The 19,183-nt window shown below is 69.6% G+C and carries 14 protein-coding genes; 9 read left to right on the top strand and 5 right to left on the bottom strand.

Annotated features, from left to right (window positions below):
• Nucleotides 1–17 precede the first annotated feature (17 nt).
• From ACGFYP_RS26735 to eccCa, 3 genes are all read right to left on the bottom strand, one after another.
• The gene (locus ACGFYP_RS26735; protein WP_393498469.1) at nt 18–2,174 is read right to left on the bottom strand and encodes a hypothetical protein; all 2,157 of its coding nucleotides are present in this window, start codon (nt 2,172–2,174) and stop codon (nt 18–20) included.
• Nucleotides 2,175–2,184: 10 nt separating this feature from the next.
• A complete protein-coding gene (locus ACGFYP_RS26730) occupies nt 2,185–2,610 on the bottom strand; it encodes a hypothetical protein (protein ID WP_393498466.1) in 426 nt (141 codons plus the stop codon).
• 203 nt (nt 2,611–2,813) lie between these two features.
• Complete coding sequence (gene eccCa, locus ACGFYP_RS26725) at nt 2,814–6,767, bottom strand: type VII secretion protein EccCa (protein WP_393498463.1); 3,954 nt, start codon at nt 6,765–6,767, stop codon at nt 2,814–2,816.
• A gap of 171 nt (nt 6,768–6,938) precedes the next feature.
• Between eccCa and eccD the strand changes: the two genes are divergently transcribed.
• The 6 genes from eccD (at nt 6,939) to ACGFYP_RS26695 (ending at nt 14,002) form a co-directional block, all read left to right on the top strand.
• Nucleotides 6,939–8,414, top strand: coding sequence for a type VII secretion integral membrane protein EccD (eccD, locus tag ACGFYP_RS26720; protein WP_393498459.1), 1,476 nt, complete (start codon nt 6,939–6,941; stop codon nt 8,412–8,414).
• Nucleotides 8,415–8,597: 183 nt separating this feature from the next.
• Nucleotides 8,598–8,888, top strand: a complete 291-nt coding sequence (gene rpsO, locus ACGFYP_RS26715; RefSeq protein ID WP_147979976.1) for a 30S ribosomal protein S15 — start codon at nt 8,598–8,600, stop codon at nt 8,886–8,888.
• Nucleotides 8,889–9,168: 280 nt separating this feature from the next.
• The gene (locus tag ACGFYP_RS26710) at nt 9,169–11,391 is read left to right on the top strand and encodes a polyribonucleotide nucleotidyltransferase (RefSeq protein WP_393498454.1); all 2,223 of its coding nucleotides are present in this window, start codon (nt 9,169–9,171) and stop codon (nt 11,389–11,391) included.
• Nucleotides 11,388–12,767 carry a pitrilysin family protein gene (locus ACGFYP_RS26705; RefSeq protein ID WP_361967903.1) on the top strand — a complete coding sequence of 460 codons (1,380 nt, stop codon included), beginning with the start codon at nt 11,388–11,390 and terminating at the stop codon, nt 12,765–12,767. Before ACGFYP_RS26710 ends, ACGFYP_RS26705 begins: the two co-directional genes overlap by 4 nt.
• 17 nt (nt 12,768–12,784) lie before the next feature.
• Nucleotides 12,785–13,537 carry a 4-hydroxy-tetrahydrodipicolinate reductase gene (dapB, locus tag ACGFYP_RS26700; RefSeq protein ID WP_393498449.1) on the top strand — a complete coding sequence of 251 codons (753 nt, stop codon included), beginning with the start codon at nt 12,785–12,787 and terminating at the stop codon, nt 13,535–13,537.
• Between the two features lie 12 nt (nt 13,538–13,549).
• Nucleotides 13,550–14,002: a hypothetical protein gene (locus tag ACGFYP_RS26695; RefSeq protein ID WP_393498447.1), complete on the top strand. Its 453-nt coding sequence runs from the start codon at nt 13,550–13,552 to the stop codon at nt 14,000–14,002.
• Here the strand turns inward: ACGFYP_RS26695 and ACGFYP_RS26690 are convergent.
• Together ACGFYP_RS26690 and ACGFYP_RS26685 are read right to left on the bottom strand one after the other, a co-directional pair.
• Nucleotides 13,992–14,558 (bottom strand): hypothetical protein, encoded by a 567-nt coding sequence (locus ACGFYP_RS26690; protein ID WP_393498444.1) that lies wholly within the window; start codon nt 14,556–14,558, stop codon nt 13,992–13,994. The genes ACGFYP_RS26695 and ACGFYP_RS26690 overlap by 11 nt on opposite strands.
• A 95-nt stretch (nt 14,559–14,653) precedes the next feature.
• The gene (locus tag ACGFYP_RS26685; protein WP_361967895.1) at nt 14,654–14,893 is read right to left on the bottom strand and encodes a hypothetical protein; all 240 of its coding nucleotides are present in this window, start codon (nt 14,891–14,893) and stop codon (nt 14,654–14,656) included.
• A gap of 187 nt (nt 14,894–15,080) precedes the next feature.
• Here ACGFYP_RS26685 and thyX point away from each other — a divergent pair, with 187 nt between their 5' ends.
• The 3 genes from thyX to ACGFYP_RS26670 all read left to right on the top strand — a co-directional run bounded on the left by thyX (nt 15,081) and on the right by ACGFYP_RS26670 (nt 18,705).
• A complete protein-coding gene (thyX, locus tag ACGFYP_RS26680; RefSeq protein WP_361967893.1) occupies nt 15,081–15,821 on the top strand; it encodes an FAD-dependent thymidylate synthase in 741 nt (246 codons plus the stop codon).
• Nucleotides 15,822–15,999: 178 nt separating this feature from the next.
• Nucleotides 16,000–16,899 (top strand): 4-hydroxy-tetrahydrodipicolinate synthase, encoded by a 900-nt coding sequence (dapA, locus tag ACGFYP_RS26675; protein ID WP_393498440.1) that lies wholly within the window; start codon nt 16,000–16,002, stop codon nt 16,897–16,899.
• Nucleotides 16,900–17,019: 120 nt separating this feature from the next.
• Nucleotides 17,020–18,705: a ribonuclease J gene (locus ACGFYP_RS26670; protein ID WP_393498437.1), complete on the top strand. Its 1,686-nt coding sequence runs from the start codon at nt 17,020–17,022 to the stop codon at nt 18,703–18,705.
• The last annotated feature ends 478 nt before the right edge of the window (nt 18,706–19,183 follow it).

Raw genomic sequence — 19,183 nt, 5'->3', positions numbered from 1 at the left:
CGAGGACCCTGGCGCGCCTAGTTCCCCAGGTGGGCGGCTGCCGCACCCCGCCCGTCCTCGTATCCGCTGTTCGCGGCATCCTTCGCCGAACCGTACGCAGCACTGTGCAGATTTCCTTCCGTGTCCTTCCACCCCTGGAAGAGGTGGTTCAGACCGTCCTTGCCGGCCGAGTAGTTGTTGCTCGAATCCTTCTTCCCCTGCTCCTCCGCCGCGTCGGTGACATCCTTGACCCACTCGTACTTGACGGTGTCGACGATGGCACCGGCGGCCGAGCCGGCGAACGGGATCTCGCCGACGACGCTGTTGACGCCGTTCGCCGAGTATTCGGCGGTCGACTCGGCCCACTTGACCTTGTCGTCCTCCTTGTCGATGTAGACATCCGCGCCGATGCCGTTGAGCGCGCCCATCGCGATGCCGACATCACGCGACCGCTGGTTCCACTCGGCGCTCTCGCCGTGCTTGGCGTCACCCGTGAACGGAGGCGCGTCGGCCAGCTGCTGGGCAGAGTAGGCCCGCTCAGCCTCGTAGATCAGGGCGAAGGCCTCGGAGTCGTCGCCGACACCGCGCATGACGCGCATCAGGCTGCCCTGGCCCACGGCCATGTGCGCGTTGTCGCCCGAGCCGTAGATGGTGTCCTTGCCGCCGCTGCCGCCGTAGTTCGAGTCCTCGCCGTTGAGGATCACGTGCGTGTCGCTCACGTAGTCCGCGAGGGCGTGGCCCATCGGCTTCTGGAGATTCTTCAGGTCGTCGGGGAACTTGTCGCCGGCCATCTCGGAGTCGAGGAACCTGACGGCGTTGTGCATCACCCGCGCCTGCCCCTCCGTGTGCGGGCCCACGTCGCCGAGCTTCTCGCCCGGCGCGTGCCCCGTCGCCGCCGACTGGATCGCCGCGCCGAGGCCCGTCGCCTTGAACGGGTCCTCCATCTCGTCGACGTAGCCCGGCGCCGACATCCACGGGTCGACCCACTTGCGGTCCGTCAGCAGGTACTTCAGGTGGTCGTTCTCGTTCCCCGGAGCCTTCGGGTCGAGGAAGTACTCCGCGTCCGACGGGTCCTTGCTCATGATCTTGAGCAGGCCGTCCACCGGGTCGTGCATCAGGTTCGGGCGCTGGCCGTCGAAGTGGTGCGCCCAGATGTTCTCCTTGTCCTTCTCGACCCGGATCATGTCGTTGCCGATCTCGTTGAGGAACTCCTTGCCGTAGTCGGCGTTCCCCTGCGACATGAGCGTGACGAGGTGCTGGTACCCGTGCGAGGGCCGGAGGTTGCCCGTGATGTTGTCGTCGCCGATCTCCTTGAGACCGTCGACGAACGGCCGGTACGCGTAGCTGTTCGGGTCCTTCGTCCCCGAGGCGATCGTGTCCGCGAGGCTCGCGTTGATCGAGTTGTACAGCTTCTTGTCCGCGTCCGAGATGCCCCGCTCGTTCGCCGCCAGGTTCATCTCGTCGGCGATCTTCAGCGTGTCCTTGGCGCCAAGCGCATGCAGGTACGCCTCGCTGAAGTGCTTGTCCTTGGCGTTCTTCTCCAGGATGTCGCGGTACTGCTCCAGCTCCTTCTTCGAGGCGTCGCCGTTGCGCACCTTCTCCGAGAGGGCCAGCGCCTCCACGGCCTCCACGTCGCCCACCGGCTTGGAGTTGAAGCCCAGCGGCGCCGTGCCGTCCGCGCCCGAGGCGTTCAGGAGCGCGGTCTTGACGTCCTTGTCGAACTCCGTGACCGCGTTGACCGCGTCGTTGATCTTCTTCGTGTACGACTGCTCCACCGACCGCAGATCCGGGTCGTGCCGGATCGTGTAGGCCTCCTTGTCGGTGACCTTGCTGAAGTCGTAGCTCGCCACGCCGGACTCGGAGACCTTCATGCCCGCGTCGACCGCCTCCTTCACGGCGGTCGTCACCCGGCCCTTGAGCTCCGTGAGCGTGCTGTGGGCGTCGCGCAGCAGCGACTCCATCGCCTTCGCTTCCTTCTGCGCGGAGTCGAGCTCACTCCGGGTGATGCCGAAGTTGGTCGCGCCGATCTGCTGGGCCTGACCGGTCCACAGCGGACCGCCCGACGCGACCTTCTGGACGTCCTTCTCGTACAGGTCCTCGACCTTCTTGAACTTCTCCGCCATGGACTTCCAACCGTCGGCGGCGGTGCTCAGCTTGCCGAGGTCGGTCTGCATGATCTCTTCGTACGTCGGCATCGCGATCCCCCTACAGTCCCGAGATCTTCGACTGCGTCACGAGGCCGTTCCCCGTGACGATGTCGTTGCTCTGGAACAGCGTCGACGCGCCCCGGAGCGCGCCCTTCTCCGATTCGAGGCGTGCGTTCAGACGCTTCACCTGGCTGTCCCAGTGCTCGTGCGCCTTCTTCAGTCCGGCGGCCGTCTCCCAGCCCTTGAACGCGCCGATGGCGCTGCTGGTGGACTCGTCGGCCGCGTCGGCGGCCGTCTTCAGGTCCGGCTGGATGTGGTTCTCGATGCTGTTGGCGGCCTGCTTCTTCTTCGCGGGTGTGGTCGCGAGATCGGCGGGGCCGGTGCCGCCTCCCCCGTCCGCGGGGACCTGGTTGAGGCGCATGTCCGCCGACTGATTCGCGATCGCGGCGTTCTTGGCCTGGGCCCACTCATCGTTGAACGACATTGATTCCCCCTCGCTGGATCAGGGTGATGTTTGCAGTGCTGAAGTGTTCATGGCTGAAGTGTTCACGTCCATCGGCGACGACGTCACGGGCCGCCTCACGGTTCTCGGCGCCGGACTCGTCCCACGTCTCGTCGCATGTCCCGTTGCACGTCTCGCCGCACGTCTCGTTCCCGTCATCCCCGTCATCCCCGCCGTCCCCGCTCTCATCGCTCCGGCATCCGCCCCGTCTGCACCAGCGACGACCCGCCCCGGCGCCCCACGAAGAAGCCGCGCCCCGGCGGCATCGGCCGCGGCCGGGCGCTGCCGAGCAGGTCGCCCTCCTGCGGGTCGCCCGAGAGGACCACGCCCTGCGCGCCCAGCTCCTTGATGCGCTGCATGAACGCCTCGTACATCGAACGGGAGGCCCCCGCGCTGTTGCGCGCGATGATGAAGCGGACGCCCGTGTCCCGGGCGAAGGGCAGGTACTCCGCGAGCGCGGCCAGCGGGTTGCCGCCGCTCGTCGCCACCAGGTCGTAGTCGTCGACGACGATGAAGACCTGCGGCCCCGACCACCAGCTACGGTCCCGCAGCTGCTGCGGGGTCACGTCCTGCGGCGGCTGGCGCCGGGCGAACACGCCGGCCAGCGCCTCCATGTGCATCTGCATCGAGCTCGCCATCGGCGCGTACTCGAGCAGGTGCTCCTCCGGCAGGCTGCCGAGCAGCGCACGCCGGTAGTCGCCGACGACGAGCTTCGCCTCGTCGGGGGAGTACCGCTCCGCGATCTGCTTGGTGATCAGCCGCAGCAGGTTCGTCTTGCCGGACTCGCTCTCGCCGAAGATCAGGAAGAACGGGTCGGTGTCGAAGTTGACGAAGACGGGCTCCAGGCGCGTCTCGTCGATGCCGATCGCGATGCCGTGCTGCGGGAACTCGAAGCCCTTCGGCAGCTGGTCGGCCGGCAGCTTGTGCGGCAGCAGCCGGACGGCCGGCGCCACAGGACCCGTCCAGGAGCCCCGTACGGCCGCGACGAAGTTCTCCGTCCCCGACGACAGGTCGACCGACGAGCCGGAGCCGTCGATCCGCGGCAGCGCCGCCATGAAGTGCAGCTTCTCCGGCACCTGGCCGCGGCCGGGCACCCCCGTCGGGACGTTCGCCGCCACCTTCCGGTCGAACTCGGAGTCCATCACGTCACCCAGACGCAGCTCCAGACGGCTCAGCATCTGGTCCTTGATCGCCGCCCGCACCTCCATGTACCGGGCGGCGGTGATGACGACGTGGATGCCGTAGCCGAGACCGCGCGCCGCGATGTCGGAGACGATCCCCTCCAACATGTCGTACTCGTTCCGGAAACCGCCCCAGCCGTCGATGACCAGGAACACGTCGCCCCAGGCCTCGCCCGGCAGTTCACCCGCGGCGCGCTTGCGCCGGTAGGTGGCGATCGAGTCGATCGAGTGCGAGCGGAAGAACTCCTCGCGCCGGTTCAGTACGCCGAGCACCTCCGCGACCGTACGGCGCACCCGCTCCGGGTCGAGCCGCGACGCGACCCCGCCGACGTGCGGCAGTTCGGCGAGCGACGACAGACCGCCGCCACCGAAGTCCAGCGCGTAGAACTGCACCTCGGCCGGCGTGTGGGTGAGGGCGAACGACGAGATCAGCGTCCGCATCAGCGTCGACTTGCCCGACTGCGGACCGCCGACCACCATCATGTGGCCCGCCGCGCCGGAGAAGTCCCGGTACAGCACCTCGCGCCGCTGCTCGAAGGGCTTGTCGATCAGACCGAGCGGCACCGTCAGGCCGCCGGGCCGCGTGTACTCGGTCGCCGTCAGACCCCGGAGCGGGGTCGGCGCGAGCCCAGGAAGCAGCTGGTCGAGCGAGGGCGCCTGGTCCAGCGGCGGCAGCCACACCTGGTGCGCGGGCACGCCCTGCCCCTCGAGACGGCGCACGATCACATCGAGGACGGTGTCCGCGAGCGCGTCGTCCTCCTCCTCGCGCCGCGCCGCCAGGTACGCAGGGTCGGGCGCCGCGTAGACCACCGGCACCGGCGTCGCCGTGAAGACCGCCGGCCGCCGCTCGATCGGCAGCTGCCCCGCCTCCAGGCGCGGCCCGCCCGTCCGGTACGTCCCCGAGACGTACGCGGCCTTGAACCGGGTCATCTCGTCCGTACCGAACTTCAGATAGCCCGAACCCGGCACCGACGGCAGGTGGTACGCGTCCGGCACACCGATCGCCGTACGCGACTCGGCCGCCGAGAACGTCCGCAGACCGACCCGGTACGAGAGGTACGTGTCGAGGCCCCGGAGCTTGCCCTCCTCGAGGCGCTGCGAGGCCAGCAGCAGATGCACACCCAGCGAACGGCCGATCCGGCCGATCTGGATGAACATGTCGATGAAGTCCGGCTTCGCCGTCAGGAGTTCCGAGAACTCGTCGATGACCAGGACGAGCGAGGCCAGCGGCTCCAGCGGGGCACCGGCCGCCCGCGCCTTCTCGTAGTCGTGGATGTTGGCGTAGTTGCCGGCCGAACGCAGCAGCTCCTGCCTGCGCTGCAGCTCACCGCGGATCGCGTCGCCCATGCGGTCGACGAGGGTGAGGTCGTCGGACAGGTTGGTGATCACGGCCGCCACGTGCGGCATCTGGGACATGCCCGCGAACGTCGCACCACCCTTGAAGTCCGCGAGGACGAAGTTCAGCGTCTCCGAGGAGTGCGTCACCGCCAGACCGAGGACGAGCGTGCGCAGCAGCTCCGACTTTCCGGAACCGGTCGCACCGACGCACAGCCCGTGCGGCCCCATGCCCTCCTGCGCCGCCTCCTTGAGGTCGAGCATGACCGGCTGGCCGTCCTCGCCGACACCGATCGGCACGCGCAGCCGCTCGGCGACCGACCGCGGCCGCCAGGTCCGCGCGACATCCACCGACGCCGCGTCGCCCAGGTTCAGCAGATCCGTGAAGTCCAGATTGGCGAGCAGCGGCTCGTCGTTGTCGCCGCCGCCCATCCGCAGCGGCGCCAGCTGCCGCGCCAGCGCCTCGGCGGCCGGCAGCGAGATCCCGTCCGGCACACCCTCGTACGCGAAGCCCCCACCCGACTCCAGGCGCAGCCGCCCCGGCCGCACGATCACCGAGAGGCCGCCGCGCGGCTCGTCCAGCTCACCGTGGACCACCTCGACGATGGTCACGCCCTGCAGACCCTCCGGCGCCGCGAAGAGCGAGTCCGGCGGCACCATCCCGCCGTCGAGGACCACCACGACGTGCGGCTGGTCGAGGACCGGCTGGCTGTCCCGGCTGAACCGGGGCCGCCCGTCGAGCCGCGAGCGGACCAGCGACTCCAGCTCACCGAGGTCGTCGCCGAACAGCCGCCGCGTGCCCGCCCCGTCGACCTGGCCCGGCACCTGCGCGTGCGGCAGCCACTTCGTCCAGTCCCAGCGCTCCTGCGCACCCCGGGCCGCGACCACCGCGAGCATCAGGTCGTCGGGGGAGTGCAGCGTCACCAGCTGGGAGACCAGAGCGCGCGCCGCGGCCTGGGCCGACTCCGGCTCACCCGAGACCGTCACGTGGTAGAACGCCCGCATCGAGACGGCCATCGGCAGCCCGTCCAACGAGCCGTGCACGGCCAGGAACTGCTGCATCGCACCCGCGCACAACGGCTCCAGCTCGTCCACCGGCGCGGTGTCAGGCGCCGTCAGCGGCGTCGACAACTGCTGGGAGCCGAGACCGATCCGTACCTGCGCGAAGTCGCTGTCGCCCACCCGGCGTTCCCACACCCGCGAGCCCTCGGCCACCACGGACCACAGCTGCTCGGGGGAAGGGTGCAGATACAGCTGAGCGTCCCGCTGCTTGCGCGCCGTGCGCCGGACCGTGCGCCGGGTCTGCGCGAGGTATTTGAGGTAGTCGCGCCGGACATCCGCCATTTGCCCCTGCGTACCCTTGCGGAACCGCACGAGCTGCGCGATGACCATGCCGACCGTCGAGACGAGCATCAGGATGCCCATGATGCGCATGAACGGATGGGCGCCAGGCATGAAGAAGAACACCACCGACGAGCCCATGCCGAGCATCGGCAGGAGCTGCATCAGCATGCCCTCCTGCTGCCCCCGAGGCAGCTCCGGAGGAGCCTCCAGGACCAGTTCCTCACTGGGTACTTCAGGAGGAAGGGACCTCGGCGGGCGTTTGACGACGATCTGGCTCACCGGCGCATCAATCCCTCGTTACGGGCGGACTTCCCGCGGGAGTTCCGCACCGGCGCCCCTGCGCGACGGCCTCCCCCACGAGACCGCGATCCTACTTGCAGGCACTCGGGCCCGTCCCCGGTAGGGTGGCGCGCGCACCGTGCGCAACCGCGAATCAGGGGGTCCAGACACGTGAGTACGACCGCAGCGACCGGCTTCTGCCGCGTCACCGTCGTGGCGCCGGACAGCCGTATCGACGTCGCACTCCCCGAGGACATCGCGGTCGCCGACGTCTACCCGGAGATCCTGCGGCTCACCGGTCAGACCCAGGCACCCGGCACCCCCACCGGCTACCACCTGGTCCGCCGCGACGGCACGGTCCTCGACGGCGCCCGCACCCTGGTCGCCCAGCGGGTCCTCGACGGCGAGGTCCTCTCGCTGCGCCCCTTCGCCCAGTCGCTGCCGCCCGCCGTCTACGACGACGTCTCCGACGCCGTCGCCTCGGCCGTCACCCGTGACCGCCACCTGTGGAGCGACGACCTGCTGCGCGGCGCCGGACTCGTCGGCGGTGTGCTCCTGCTCGTCCTGATGGGCTTCGTGCTCTGGTTCGCCGACCCGGTACGCCACGACATGCACAGCCTCCCCGGTGTCGTCGCCGGCGCCATGGGCGTCCTGCTCACCGCCTTCGCGGGCGTGCGGGCCCGGGTGTACGCCGACCGGGCCACCGCCATCGCCCTCGGCCTCGGCGCCCTGCCCCTGCTGCTCATCGCGGGCTCCGGCATCGTCGCCCCCGACGCAGGCCACGGCCCCGGCCGCCTCCAGTTCCTGCTCGGCTGCGTGACCGTCCTGGTCGCCTCCGTCACCCTCGTCGCGCTCACCCCCAGCGGCGACGCCCCCTTCGTCGCGGCCACCTTCCTGGCCACCGTCGGCACCCTCGCGACCTTCCTGGCGATCGTCGCCGAGGCCTCCGCCACGGAGACCGCCGCCGTCTGCGCCCCCGTCGCCGTCGGCCTCGTCGCCTTCCTGCCCGGCCTCTCGGCCCGCTTCGCCCGGCTGCCCATCGGCTACGCCTCCCCGCGCAGCGCCGCCGACGACGACTTCCACGCCGAGCCCGGCCGCGCCGCCGAAGAGGCCCAGGCCGTCGACGGCGAGCGCATCGCGCTCCAGGCCCGCCGCGGCCACGAGATGCTCCTCGGCCTCGTCGGCGGCTGCGCGGCCGTCGTCGTCGGCTCCGCGGCCGTCCTCGGCTTCGCCGGCAACGTCTGGGGCCAGCTCCTCGCCCTCGCCGCCGGCCTCGCGATGCTGCTGCGCGCCCGGCTCTTCCGCTACACCTCGCAGGTCACCTGCGTCCTCGTCGCCGGTATCGCCGCGATCGCGCTGCTGATCCTCGGCCTCTCCCTGAACCCGCCGGCCGACCTGGTCAAGGACCTGCTGATCCACGGCGACCGCGGCGGCCTGGACATCCGTACGATCTGGCTCACCGCCACGGTCGCCGCCGGCGCCGCCCTGGTCACCGCCATCGGGCTGATCATCCCGAGGAAGGGGCTCTCACCCTTCTGGGGCCGCCTCCTCGACCTGACCGAGGGATTCGTCCTGCTCTCCCTGGTCCCGCTCTGCCTCGCGGTCCTGGACGTCTTCATGGCGGCCCGCTCCCTCACCAGTAAATAAGGGCACTCCGGTCACCTGGTACGCTGTGTGACGGCCGTTTGTGTACGCGCTCCCGGATGCACCGGAATCTCCGGACTTCTCTGGAAGCTGCGCTCATCGGACCTTCGCCTCCGAGTCACGGAAGCTCCCCTGAGAACGAGACCAGGGGCACTCGTGGGCGCACGAACAAACATAGGAGTACGCATGTCGCTCGACGCCGCTACGAAGAAGCAGATCTTCGCCGAGTTCGGCCAGAAGGAGGGCGACACCGGCTCCCCCGAGGTCCAGGTCGCGATGCTCTCCCGCCGCATCTCGGACCTGACCGAGCACCTCAAGCAGCACAAGCACGACCACCACTCCCGCCGTGGTCTGCTGATCCTGGTCGGCCAGCGTCGCCGCCTGCTGCAGTACCTGGCCAAGAAGGACATCCAGCGCTTCCGTGCCCTGGTCGACCGCCTCGGCATCCGCCGCGGTGCGGCCGGCGGTGCGAAGTAAGTATGCCGTGAAGGGAGCGGTTCCCACTTTTAGGGGGCCGCTCCCTTTGCTGTACGTGCGCGATGTACCGACCGGCACTTAGTCTGGTCGCACAACGCCACATCACGAGCGAGGAGCCGCCGGCACGCCGCCGGTCCTCGGTAGTGGCCCCCGGACCCCACAATCCCCGGGTGCTTCGATCGAAGACCGGCCCGCATCCGAAGGCGCGCTTCTCCTCCACCACCGTCCCCGGCCACACGGGCCGACGGACGAAAAGACGAACACGTAGGAGAAACCGCTAGTGGAGAACGAGACCCACTACGCCGAGGCCGTCATCGACAACGGCTCCTTCGGCACCCGCACCATCCGCTTCGAGACGGGCCGCCTGGCCAAGCAGGCCGCCGGCTCCGCCGTCGCGTACCTGGACGACGACACGATGGTCCTCTCCGCGACCACCGCGTCGAAGAAGCCCAAGGACCAGCTCGACTTCTTCCCCCTCACGGTGGACGTCGAGGAGCGGATGTACGCGGCCGGCAAGATCCCCGGCTCCTTCTTCCGCCGGGAAGGCCGCCCCTCCGAGGACGCCGTCCTCACCTGTCGCCTGATCGACCGCCCGCTGCGCCCCTCCTTCAAGAAGGGCCTGCGCAACGAGATCCAGATCGTCGAGACGATCATGGCGCTCAACCCCGACCACCTCTACGACGTGGTCGCCATCAACGCCGCCTCCTGCTCCACGCAGCTGGCCGGCCTGCCCTTCTCCGGCCCGATCGGCGGCACCCGTGTCGCCCTGATCAACGGCCAGTGGGTCGCGTTCCCGACGCACACCGAGCTCGAGGACGCCGTCTTCGACATGGTCGTCGCCGGTCGCGTCCTGGAGGACGGCGACGTCGCGATCATGATGGTCGAGGCCGAGGCCACCGAGCGCACGATCGAGCTCGTCAAGGGCGGCGCCGAGGCGCCGACCGAGGAGGTCGTCGCCGCCGGTCTCGAGGCCGCGAAGCCCTTCATCAAGGTCCTCTGCAAGGCCCAGTCGGACCTCGCCGCCAAGGCCGCCAAGCCCACCGGCGAGTTCCCGGTCTTCCTCGACTACCAGGACGACGTCCTGGAGGCGCTCACCGCCGCCGTCAGGAACGACCTCGCGCAGGCGCTCACCATCGCCGGCAAGCAGGAGCGCGAGACCGAGCTCGACCGCGTCAAGGAGCTCGCCGCCGAGAAGCTCCTCCCGGCCTTCGAGGGCCGCGAGAAGGAGATCTCCGGCGCGTACCGTGCGCTGACCAAGAAGCTGGTCCGCGAGCGCATCATCAAGGACAAGGTCCGCATCGACGGCCGCGGCATCACGGACATCCGTACGCTCGCCGCCGAGGTCGAGGCCATCCCGCGCGTGCACGGCTCGGCGCTCTTCGAGCGTGGCGAGACCCAGATCCTGGGCGTCACCACCCTCAACATGCTCCGCATGGAGCAGCAGCTGGACACCCTTTCCCCGGTGACCCGCAAGCGCTACATGCACAACTACAACTTCCCGCCGTACTCCGTCGGTGAGACCGGCCGCGTGGGCTCGCCCAAGCGCCGCGAGATCGGCCACGGAGCGCTCGCCGAGCGCGCCATCGTGCCGGTGCTGCCGACGCGCGAGGAGTTCCCGTACGCGATCCGTCAGGTGTCCGAGGCCCTCGGCTCCAACGGCTCGACGTCCATGGGCTCGGTCTGCGCCTCCACCATGTCGCTGCTGAACGCCGGTGTGCCGCTCAAGGCCCCCGTCGCCGGTATCGCCATGGGTCTGATCTCCGAGGAGATCGACGGCAAGACCCACTACGTCGCCCTCACCGACATCCTCGGTGCGGAGGACGCCTTCGGCGACATGGACTTCAAGGTCGCCGGTACGAAGACCTTCGTCACCGCGCTCCAGCTCGACACCAAGCTCGACGGCATCCCCGCCTCGGTCCTGGCCGCCGCGCTGAAGCAGGCCCGTGACGCGCGTCTGCACATCCTTGACGTGATGAACGAGGCGATCGACGTTCCGGACGAGATGTCCCCGAACGCGCCGCGCATCATCACCGTCAAGATCCCGGTGGACAAGATCGGTGAGGTCATCGGCCCCAAGGGCAAGATGATCAACCAGATCCAGGAGGACACCGGCGCCGACATCACGATCGAGGACGACGGCACCATCTACATCGGTGCCGCCCAGGGCTCGCAGGCCGAGGCCGCCCGCGCCACGATCAACGGCATCGCCAACCCGACCATGCCGGAGGTCGGCGAGCGCTACCTGGGTACGGTCGTCAAGACCACCACCTTCGGTGCCTTCGTCTCCCTGATGCCCGGCAAGGACGGTCTGCTGCACATCTCGCAGATCCGCAAGCTCGCCGGTGGCAAGCGCGTGGAGAACGTCGAGGACGTGCTCGCGGTCGGCGCCAAGGTCCAGGTCGAGATCGCCGAGATCGACCAGCGCGGCAAGCTCTCCCTCGTGCCCGTCATGGCGGACGAGGACGCTGCCGCGGAGGACGCGAAGGACGACACCGACCAGTGACGTCCCGTAGTTCCGTGACGACGGCCCGCCCCTCTTCGGAGGGGCGGGCCGTCGCCCGTACCCAAACGCTTCTCCCGGGCAGGGACGGCATCGGCACGGTCCGCCGCACCACCCTCCCCGGCGGCCTGCGGATCGTCACCGAGACCCTGCCCTCCGTGCGCTCCGCCACCTTCGGCATCTGGGCGCACGTCGGCTCCCGCGACGAGACGCCCACGCTCAACGGCGCCACGCACTACCTGGAGCACCTCCTCTTCAAGGGCACGAAGCGACGCAGCGCCCTCGACATCTCCTCCGCGCTCGACGCGGTCGGCGGCGAGATGAACGCCTTCACGGCGAAGGAGTTCACCTGCTACTACGCGCGGGTCCTCGACACCGACCTGCCGCTGGCGATCGACGTGGTCTGCGACATGCTGACCGGCTCGCTCATCCTCGACGAGGACGTCGACGCCGAGCGCGGCGTCATCCTCGAAGAGATCGCGATGACCGAGGACGACCCGGGCGACGTCGTGCACGACCTGTTCGCGCACACCATGTTCGGCGACACCCCGCTGGGCCGCCCGGTCCTCGGCACCGTCGACACCATCAACGCGCTCGACCGGGGCCGGATCGCCCGCTTCTACAAGAAGCACTACGACCCGACCCACCTGGTCGTCGCCGCCGCGGGCAACATCGACCACGCCACCGTCGTACGCCAGGTCCGCCGCGCCTTCGAGAAGGCCGGCGCCCTCTCCCGTACGGACGCGACCCCCGTCGCCCCGCGCGACGGCCGGCGCGTGATCCGCACCGCGGGCGCCGTCGAGGTCCTCGGCCGCAAGACCGAGCAGGCCCACGTGGTCCTCGGCATGCCGGGCCTCGCCCGCACCGACGAGCGCCGCTGGGCCCTCGGCGTGATGAACACGGCCCTCGGCGGCGGCATGTCCTCCCGCCTCTTCCAGGAGGTCCGCGAGAAGCGCGGCCTGGCCTACAGCGTGTACTCGTACACCTCGGGCTTCGCCGACTGCGGCCTCTTCGGGGTGTACGCGGGCTGCCGCCCCAGCCAGGTCCACGACGTGCTGAAGATCTGCCGCGACGAGCTCGACAAGGTGGCCTCCGACGGGCTCACCGACGACGAGATCGCCCGCGCCATCGGCCAGCTCTCCGGCTCGACCGTCCTCGGCCTGGAGGACACCGGCGCGCTGATGAACCGCATCGGCAAGAGCGAGCTCTGCTGGGGCACCCAGATGTCGGTCGACGACATGCTCGCCCGGATCGCGTCCGTCACCCCGGACGACGTCCGCGAGGTCGCTCGTGATCTGCTCGGACAGCGCCCTTCGCTGTCCGTCATAGGGCCGCTGAAGGACAAGCAGGCGGCACGCCTGCACGAATCCGTCTCCTAGAGAGAGTTCAGAGAGCAATGAGCAAGCTGCGCGTGGCGGTCCTCGGAGCCCAGGGCCGTATCGGCTCCGAGGCGGTACGGGCCGTCGAGGCCGCCGAGGACATGGAACTGGTCGCGGCGCTCGGCCGCGGCGACAAGCTGGAGACGCTCGCGGACGCGGGCGCCCAGGTCGCGGTCGAGCTGACCACCCCGGCCTCGGTCATGGACAACCTCGACTACTGCGTGAGCCACGGCATCCACGCGGTCGTCGGTACGACCGGCTGGACCGAGGAGCGCCTCGCGCAGCTGAACACCTGGCTCGCCGCCTCCCCGCGGACGGGCGTCCTGATCGCCCCGAACTTCTCCATCGGCGCCGTGCTGACCATGAAGTTCGCCCAGATCGCGGCCCCCTACTTCGAGTCCGTCGAGGTCGTGGAGCTGCATCACCCGCACAAGGTCGACGCCCCCAGCGGCACCGCCACCCGTACCGCCCAGCTGATCGCCGCCGCACGCCGCGAGGCCGGCCTCGGCGCCCAGCCGGACGCGACGGAGACGGCCCTGGACGGCGCCCGTGGCGCGGACGTCGACGGCGTCCGGGTGCACGCGGTGCGCCTCGCGGGCCTCCTGGCCCACCAGGAGGTCCTGCTCGGCGGCGAGGGCGAGACCCTGACCGTCCGTCACGACTCGCTGCACCACTCCAGCTTCATGCCGGGCATCCTCCTGGGCGCCCGCCGTGTCGTCACCACCCCGGGCCTCACCTTCGGCCTGGAGCACTTCATGGACCTGGGCTGAGGCGGACGGGCCATGGGTGGAAAGATCACGTACGTCTTCCTCGCCACCGTCCTCGTCCTCGTCTTCGGCGTGGTGGCGATGGAGGGCGTGCTGCTCGTCCTGACCGGCGAACCGGCCGCCATGGGCATGGGCGCGGTGGCGTTCCTGCTGCCCTGCGTGGGCGGCTGGTTCCTCTGGAAGAACACCGCCTTCGCACGGAACGCGCAGCGGCTCGCCCGTGAGCTGGAGGCCGAAGGCGGCTTGCCGGTGGACGAGTTGAAGCGCACGGTCGGCGGCCGGATCGACCGGGACTCGGCCGACGAGGTGTTCGCGAGGCGACGCGCCGAGACCGAGGACTCACCGGAGGACTGGCGCTGCTGGTTCCGGCTCGCGGTCGCCTATCACGACGCCCGCGACACCCCGCGCGCCCGCAAGGCGATGCAGCGCGCGATCGCGCTCCACGCGGGCCGCACGGTCAGCGCGTAGCGGCGGCCGGTACGGCGACGCCGTACTCGGCGTTCCACGCCTCGACCGTGTCGGCCGCGCGGTCGAACGCCTCGATGCGGGAGAGGAAGTCGGCGTTGTGGTCGGTGAGCAGAGTGATCTGCTCACCACCCCGCTGTACGAGGATCAGCGCCTGGCCCTGCACCGTGCGGGGCAGCCCCAGCCACCGCACCGGCTGCTGGACCGTGCGCGCGTGCGCCACCCGGGCCCAGGTCACGGTGGACGTGGAGAAGAAGCCGACCCGGCGCACGCCGTGCCGGCTCACCCACGTGCCCACACGCAGCATCCGCAGCGCGGAGAGGATGACGAGCACCGCCAGACCGAACGTGACGGCCGCACCGCTCACCGCCCCGGCGGCGGTGATGATCACCGCGGCGAACAGCACGAACGACGCGAGCAGCAGCGCGAGCGCCGCCGCGCCCACGCGCCAGGGGCCGGGGCGGTAGGGCCGACGCCACTGGTCGTGGTCGTCGAACGGCAGCGCGACGTCGTCGGTCGCGTCAAAAGCGCGGTCGGCCGTCAGAAAAGGCAGGGGCACGACTGATCCTCACTCACAAGCACGCTCGAAGGGGCTGTGCCCGGTGAGGCTACCCAGGTGGTCTCGACCGGGCCACCTCAGGGGGGCCGAACTGCTCAGCGGCCGTCGGAGGCCTCGGACTGCTGCCGCTGCCCCTCGGCCCCACCCGACTGCATGGACGGCATCCCGAAGAGCAACGAGCCGACGAGACCGGCCACGACGGTCAGCCCGACCAGCGTACGGCCCACGAGCTCGGAGACACTGAGGCGCTCCCTTGGCGGCGGAGTGACGTTACTGCGGAAGCGGTCGGCCTCCGCGACGAACGCGAACGGGACGTCCTCACGCCGGCGGAACATCAGGGTCACTCTCCTAGGAGCTCGTGCGATGGGGGTCACAGTGAAAGACGAGCAAAGTCATCATTCGGTGCCCGATTTCCCCGAATTGGCCAAAGAATGTGGTCCGGGTGGGTGTGGACGTCCGCTGTCAGTGGCTCCCCGTAGAGTGGGCGCCGCCCGAGCGACGCACTTTGGAAGGACCCCGCCGGTGAGCGACACCCCCGCAGCAGATCTCAAGCCCAGCTTCCGCAGCGATGTGACGGTCGAGCTGGTGAAGCACAGCGCCGCCGACTCGGACGTGCTGTGGGCCGCCCGTGTCTCCACGGCGGGGGAGCAGTCGCTCGACGAGCTGCAGAAGGACCCTGAGCGGTCCAAGGGGCTCATCAACTACCTGATGCGGGACCGCCACGGCAGCCCCTTCGAGCACAACTCGATGACCTTCTTCATCAGCGCCCCGATCTTCGTGTTCCGTGAGTTCATGCGGCACCGCGTCGGCTGGTCGTACAACGAGGAATCGGGTCGCTACAGGGAGCTGGAGCCGGTCTTCTACGTCCCCGACGCCTCCCGGAAGCTCGTCCAGGAGGGCCGCCCCGGCAAGTACGTCTTCGTCGAGGGCACCGAGGCCCAGCAGGAGCTGACCGGCCGCGTCATGGAGGACTCGTACGTCCAGGCGTACGCGGCGTACCAGGAGATGCTCGCCGCCGGCGTCGCCCGCGAGGTCGCCCGCTCGGTCCTGCCCGTCGGCCTCTTCTCCTCGATGTACGCCACGTGCAACGCACGCTCGCTGATGCACTTCCTCGGTCTGCGCACCCAGCACGAGCTGGCCAAGGTGCCGTCGTTCCCGCAGCGGGAGATCGAGATGGTCGGCGAGAAGATGGAGCAGCACTGGGCCGAGCTCATGCCGCTGACCCACGCGGCCTTCAACAAGAACGGCCGTGTGGCCCCATAAAGCACAGATGTACGACCACGTCGCGCGAAGTGTCCGTATTGCGACGTTTCACGAAGTTCATCTAGGCTGATCAAACGGACCCGGCACTGCTTGAACCCCCGAGCAGGCAGTGCCGGGCTCCTTTCACACGTCCCCCCGAGGGGGCACCGGGCGATGAGCAGCGAGTAGCGTGTTACCCATGGCTCCGATCTCCACTCCGCAGACCCCCTTCGGGCGGGTCCTCACCGCCATGGTCACGCCGCTCACGGCTGACGGCGCACTCGACCTCGACGGTGCCCAGCGACTCGCCGCCCATCTGGTGGACGCAGGCAACGACGGCCTCGTCATCAACGGCACCACCGGCGAGTCCCCGACCACCAGCGACGCGGAGAAATCGGAGCTGGTACGGGCGGTACTGGAGGCGGTCGGCGACCGCGCCCACGTCGTCGCCGGCATCGGCACCAACGACACCCACCACTCCATCGAGCTCGCCCGCACGGCCGAACGCGACGGCGCGCACGGCCTGCTCGCCGTCACGCCGTACTACAACAAGCCCCCGCAGGAGGGCCTGTACCGGCACTTCTCGGCCATCGCCGACGCCACCGAGCTCCCGGTGATGCTCTACGACATCCCCGGCCGCAGCGGCGTCCCGATCGACACCGAGACGATCGTCCGGCTCGCCGAGCACCCCCGGATCGTCGCCAACAAGGACGCCAAGGGCGACCTCGGCCGCGCGAGCTGGGCCATCGCCCGCTCGGGCCTCGCCTGGTACTCCGGCGACGACATGCTCAACCTGCCGCTGCTCTCCGTGGGCGCCTGCGGCTTCGTCTCCGTCGTCGGCCACGTCGTGACCCCCGAGCTCCGCGCCCTCCTCGACGCCCACCTGAACGGTGAGGTCCAGAAGGCCACCGAGATCCACCAGCGGCTCCTGCCGATCTACACCGGCATGTTCCGCACCCAGGGCGTCATGACCACCAAGGCCGCCCTCGCCCTCCAGGGCCTCCCGGCCGGCCCGCTGCGGCTGCCGCTCGTGGAGCTCTCGCCCGACGAGACGGCCCAGCTCAAGATCGATCTCGCCGCCGGCGGGGTATGTATCTGAGTACAGACTTCACAACTGAATATCCGATCGGAAAACGATCGACCGACAACAGCAAGTGCACGAATGTCATGCGCGCCACGTGCCCAAGCGGTACGTGGCGTGTGTGGTGAGGAGAGTCTTTTGAGTCATCCGCATCCTGAACTCGGCGCCCCGCCGAAGCTGGCCAAGGGCGGCCTGCGCGTCATCCCGCTCGGCGGGCTCGGTGAGATCGGCCGCAACATGACGGTCTTCGAGTTCGACGGCCGTCTGCTCATCGTCGACTGCGGCGTCCTCTTCCCCGAGGAGGAGCAGCCCGGCGTCGACCTGATCCTGCCCGACTTCACCGTCATCAAGGACCGCCTCGACCAGGTCGACGGCATCGTGCTCACGCACGGCCACGAGGACCACATCGGCGCCGTCCCGTACCTGCTCCGGCTGAAGCCGGACATCCCGCTCATCGGCTCCAAGCTGACCCTCGCCCTGATCGAGGCGAAGCTCCAGGAGCACCGGATCCGCCCCTACACCCTTGAGGTGAAGGAGGGCGACCGCGAGGCGCTCGGCCCGTTCGACTGCGAGTTCATCGCGGTCAACCACTCCATCCCGGACGCGCTCGCGGTCGCCATCCGCACCCCCGCGGGCATGGCCGTCGCGACCGGCGACTTCAAGATGGACCAGCTGCCGCTGGACGGTCGGCTCACGGACCTGCACGCCTTCGCGCGGCTCAGCGAGGAGGGCATCGACCTCCTGCTGTCCGACTCGACGAACGCCGAGGTCCCGGGCTTCGTCCCGCCGGAGAAGGACATCTCGAACGTCCTGCGGACCGTCTTCGCGAACGCCCAGAAGCGCATCATCGTGGCCAGCTTCGCCAGCCACGTGCACCGCATCCAGCAGATCCTCGACGCGGCGCACGAGTACGGCCGCCGCGTGGCCTTCGTCGGCCGCTCGATGGTCCGCAACATGGGCATCGCCCGCGACCTGGGCTACCTCCGCGTCCCGGCCGGCCTGGTCGTCGACGTGAAGACCCTCGACGACCTCCCGGACGACGAGGTCGTGCTGGTCTGTACGGGCTCCCAGGGCGAGCCGATGGCCGCCCTGTCCCGGATGGCCAACCGCGACCACCAGATCCGGATCGTCCAGGGCGACACCGTGATCCTGGCGTCCTCGCTCATCCCGGGCAACGAGAACGCGGTCTACCGCGTGATCAACGGCCTGACCCGCTGGGGTGCCAACGTCGTCCACAAGGGCAACGCCAAGGTCCACGTCTCGGGCCACGCCTCGGCCGGCGAGCTGCTGTACTTCTACAACATCTGCCGCCCGAAGAACCTGATGCCGGTCCACGGCGAATGGCGCCACCTGCGCGCCAACGCCGAGCTCGGCGCGATGACGGGTATCCCCAAGGACCACATCGTCATCGCCGAGGACGGCGTCGTCGTCGACCTGATCGACGGCAAGGCCCGCATCACCGGCAAGGTCCAGGCGGGATACGTGTACGTGGACGGCCTCTCGGTCGGCGACGTCACCGAGGCCCACCTGAAGGACCGCCGCATCCTCGGCGACGAGGGCATCATCTCGGTCTTCGTGGTGGTGGACTCCTCGACCGGCAAGATCGTGGGCGGCCCGAACATCCACGCCCGCGGCTCCGGCATCGAGGACTCGGCGTTCGACGCCGTGATCCCGAAGGTCGAGCAGGCTCTGAACAAGTCGTTCCAGGACGGCGTGGTCGAGCCGCACCAGCTCCAGCAGCTGATCCGCCGCTCGGTCGGCAAGTGGGTCTCCGACACCTACCGCCGGCGCCCGATGATCCTCCCGGTCGTCGTGGAGGTCTGAGCACCGGCAGGCCCACGGGCCTGACCAGCGCCAACTGAGAGCGGGGGGGGGGGGGGGGGGGGGGGGGGGGGGGGGGGGGGGCGGGGGGCCGGGGGGGGGGGCCCCCCGCCCCGGGGGGGGGGGGCCCCGGGGCCCCCCCCCCCCCCCGCGCGGGGGGGGGCACCTTTTGTCCCCCCCCCCCCCCCCGCTCCAGTACGTTTACGTCTCCGCCAACAAGGGAAGCCCGGCACACTCGTGTGCCTGAACGGCCGACCGGACGGGGCGGGGAATTCGACTCCAGAACTTCTGATAAAGTCGGATCAACGCCGGAAAGCGGATCGGGAAAACCGAGAAGCCGGAAAGCACCGAGGAAATCGGATCGGAAAGATCTGATAGAGTCGGAAACGAAAGACCGAAGGGAAAAGCCCGGAGGAAAGCCCGAGAGGGTGAGTACGAAGGAAGCGTCCGTTCCTTGAGAACTCAACAGCGTGCCAAAAAT

It is taken from the genome of Streptomyces sp. NPDC048370, from assembly GCF_043200825.1.
Lineage (GTDB): Bacteria > Actinomycetota > Actinomycetes > Streptomycetales > Streptomycetaceae > Streptomyces.
This window is presented reverse-complemented; position numbering and strand designations above follow the sequence as displayed.

Bases quoted from the DNA above. Each gene is read 5' to 3' on its own strand.
- ACGFYP_RS26695 (WP_393498447.1), top strand. From the start codon at position 13,550: ATGGGTGGAAAGATCACGTACGTCTTCCTCGCCACCGTCCTCGTCCTC.
- ACGFYP_RS26735 (WP_393498469.1), bottom strand. From the start codon at position 2,174: ATGCCGACGTACGAAGAGATCATGCAGACCGACCTCGGCAAGCTGAGC.
- rpsO (WP_147979976.1), top strand. From the start codon at position 8,598: ATGTCGCTCGACGCCGCTACGAAGAAGCAGATCTTCGCCGAGTTCGGC.
- dapB (WP_393498449.1), top strand. From the start codon at position 12,785: ATGAGCAAGCTGCGCGTGGCGGTCCTCGGAGCCCAGGGCCGTATCGGC.
- ACGFYP_RS26685 (WP_361967895.1), bottom strand. From the start codon at position 14,893: ATGTTCCGCCGGCGTGAGGACGTCCCGTTCGCGTTCGTCGCGGAGGCC.
- dapA (WP_393498440.1), top strand. From the start codon at position 16,000: ATGGCTCCGATCTCCACTCCGCAGACCCCCTTCGGGCGGGTCCTCACC.
- ACGFYP_RS26730 (WP_393498466.1), bottom strand. From the start codon at position 2,610: ATGTCGTTCAACGATGAGTGGGCCCAGGCCAAGAACGCCGCGATCGCG.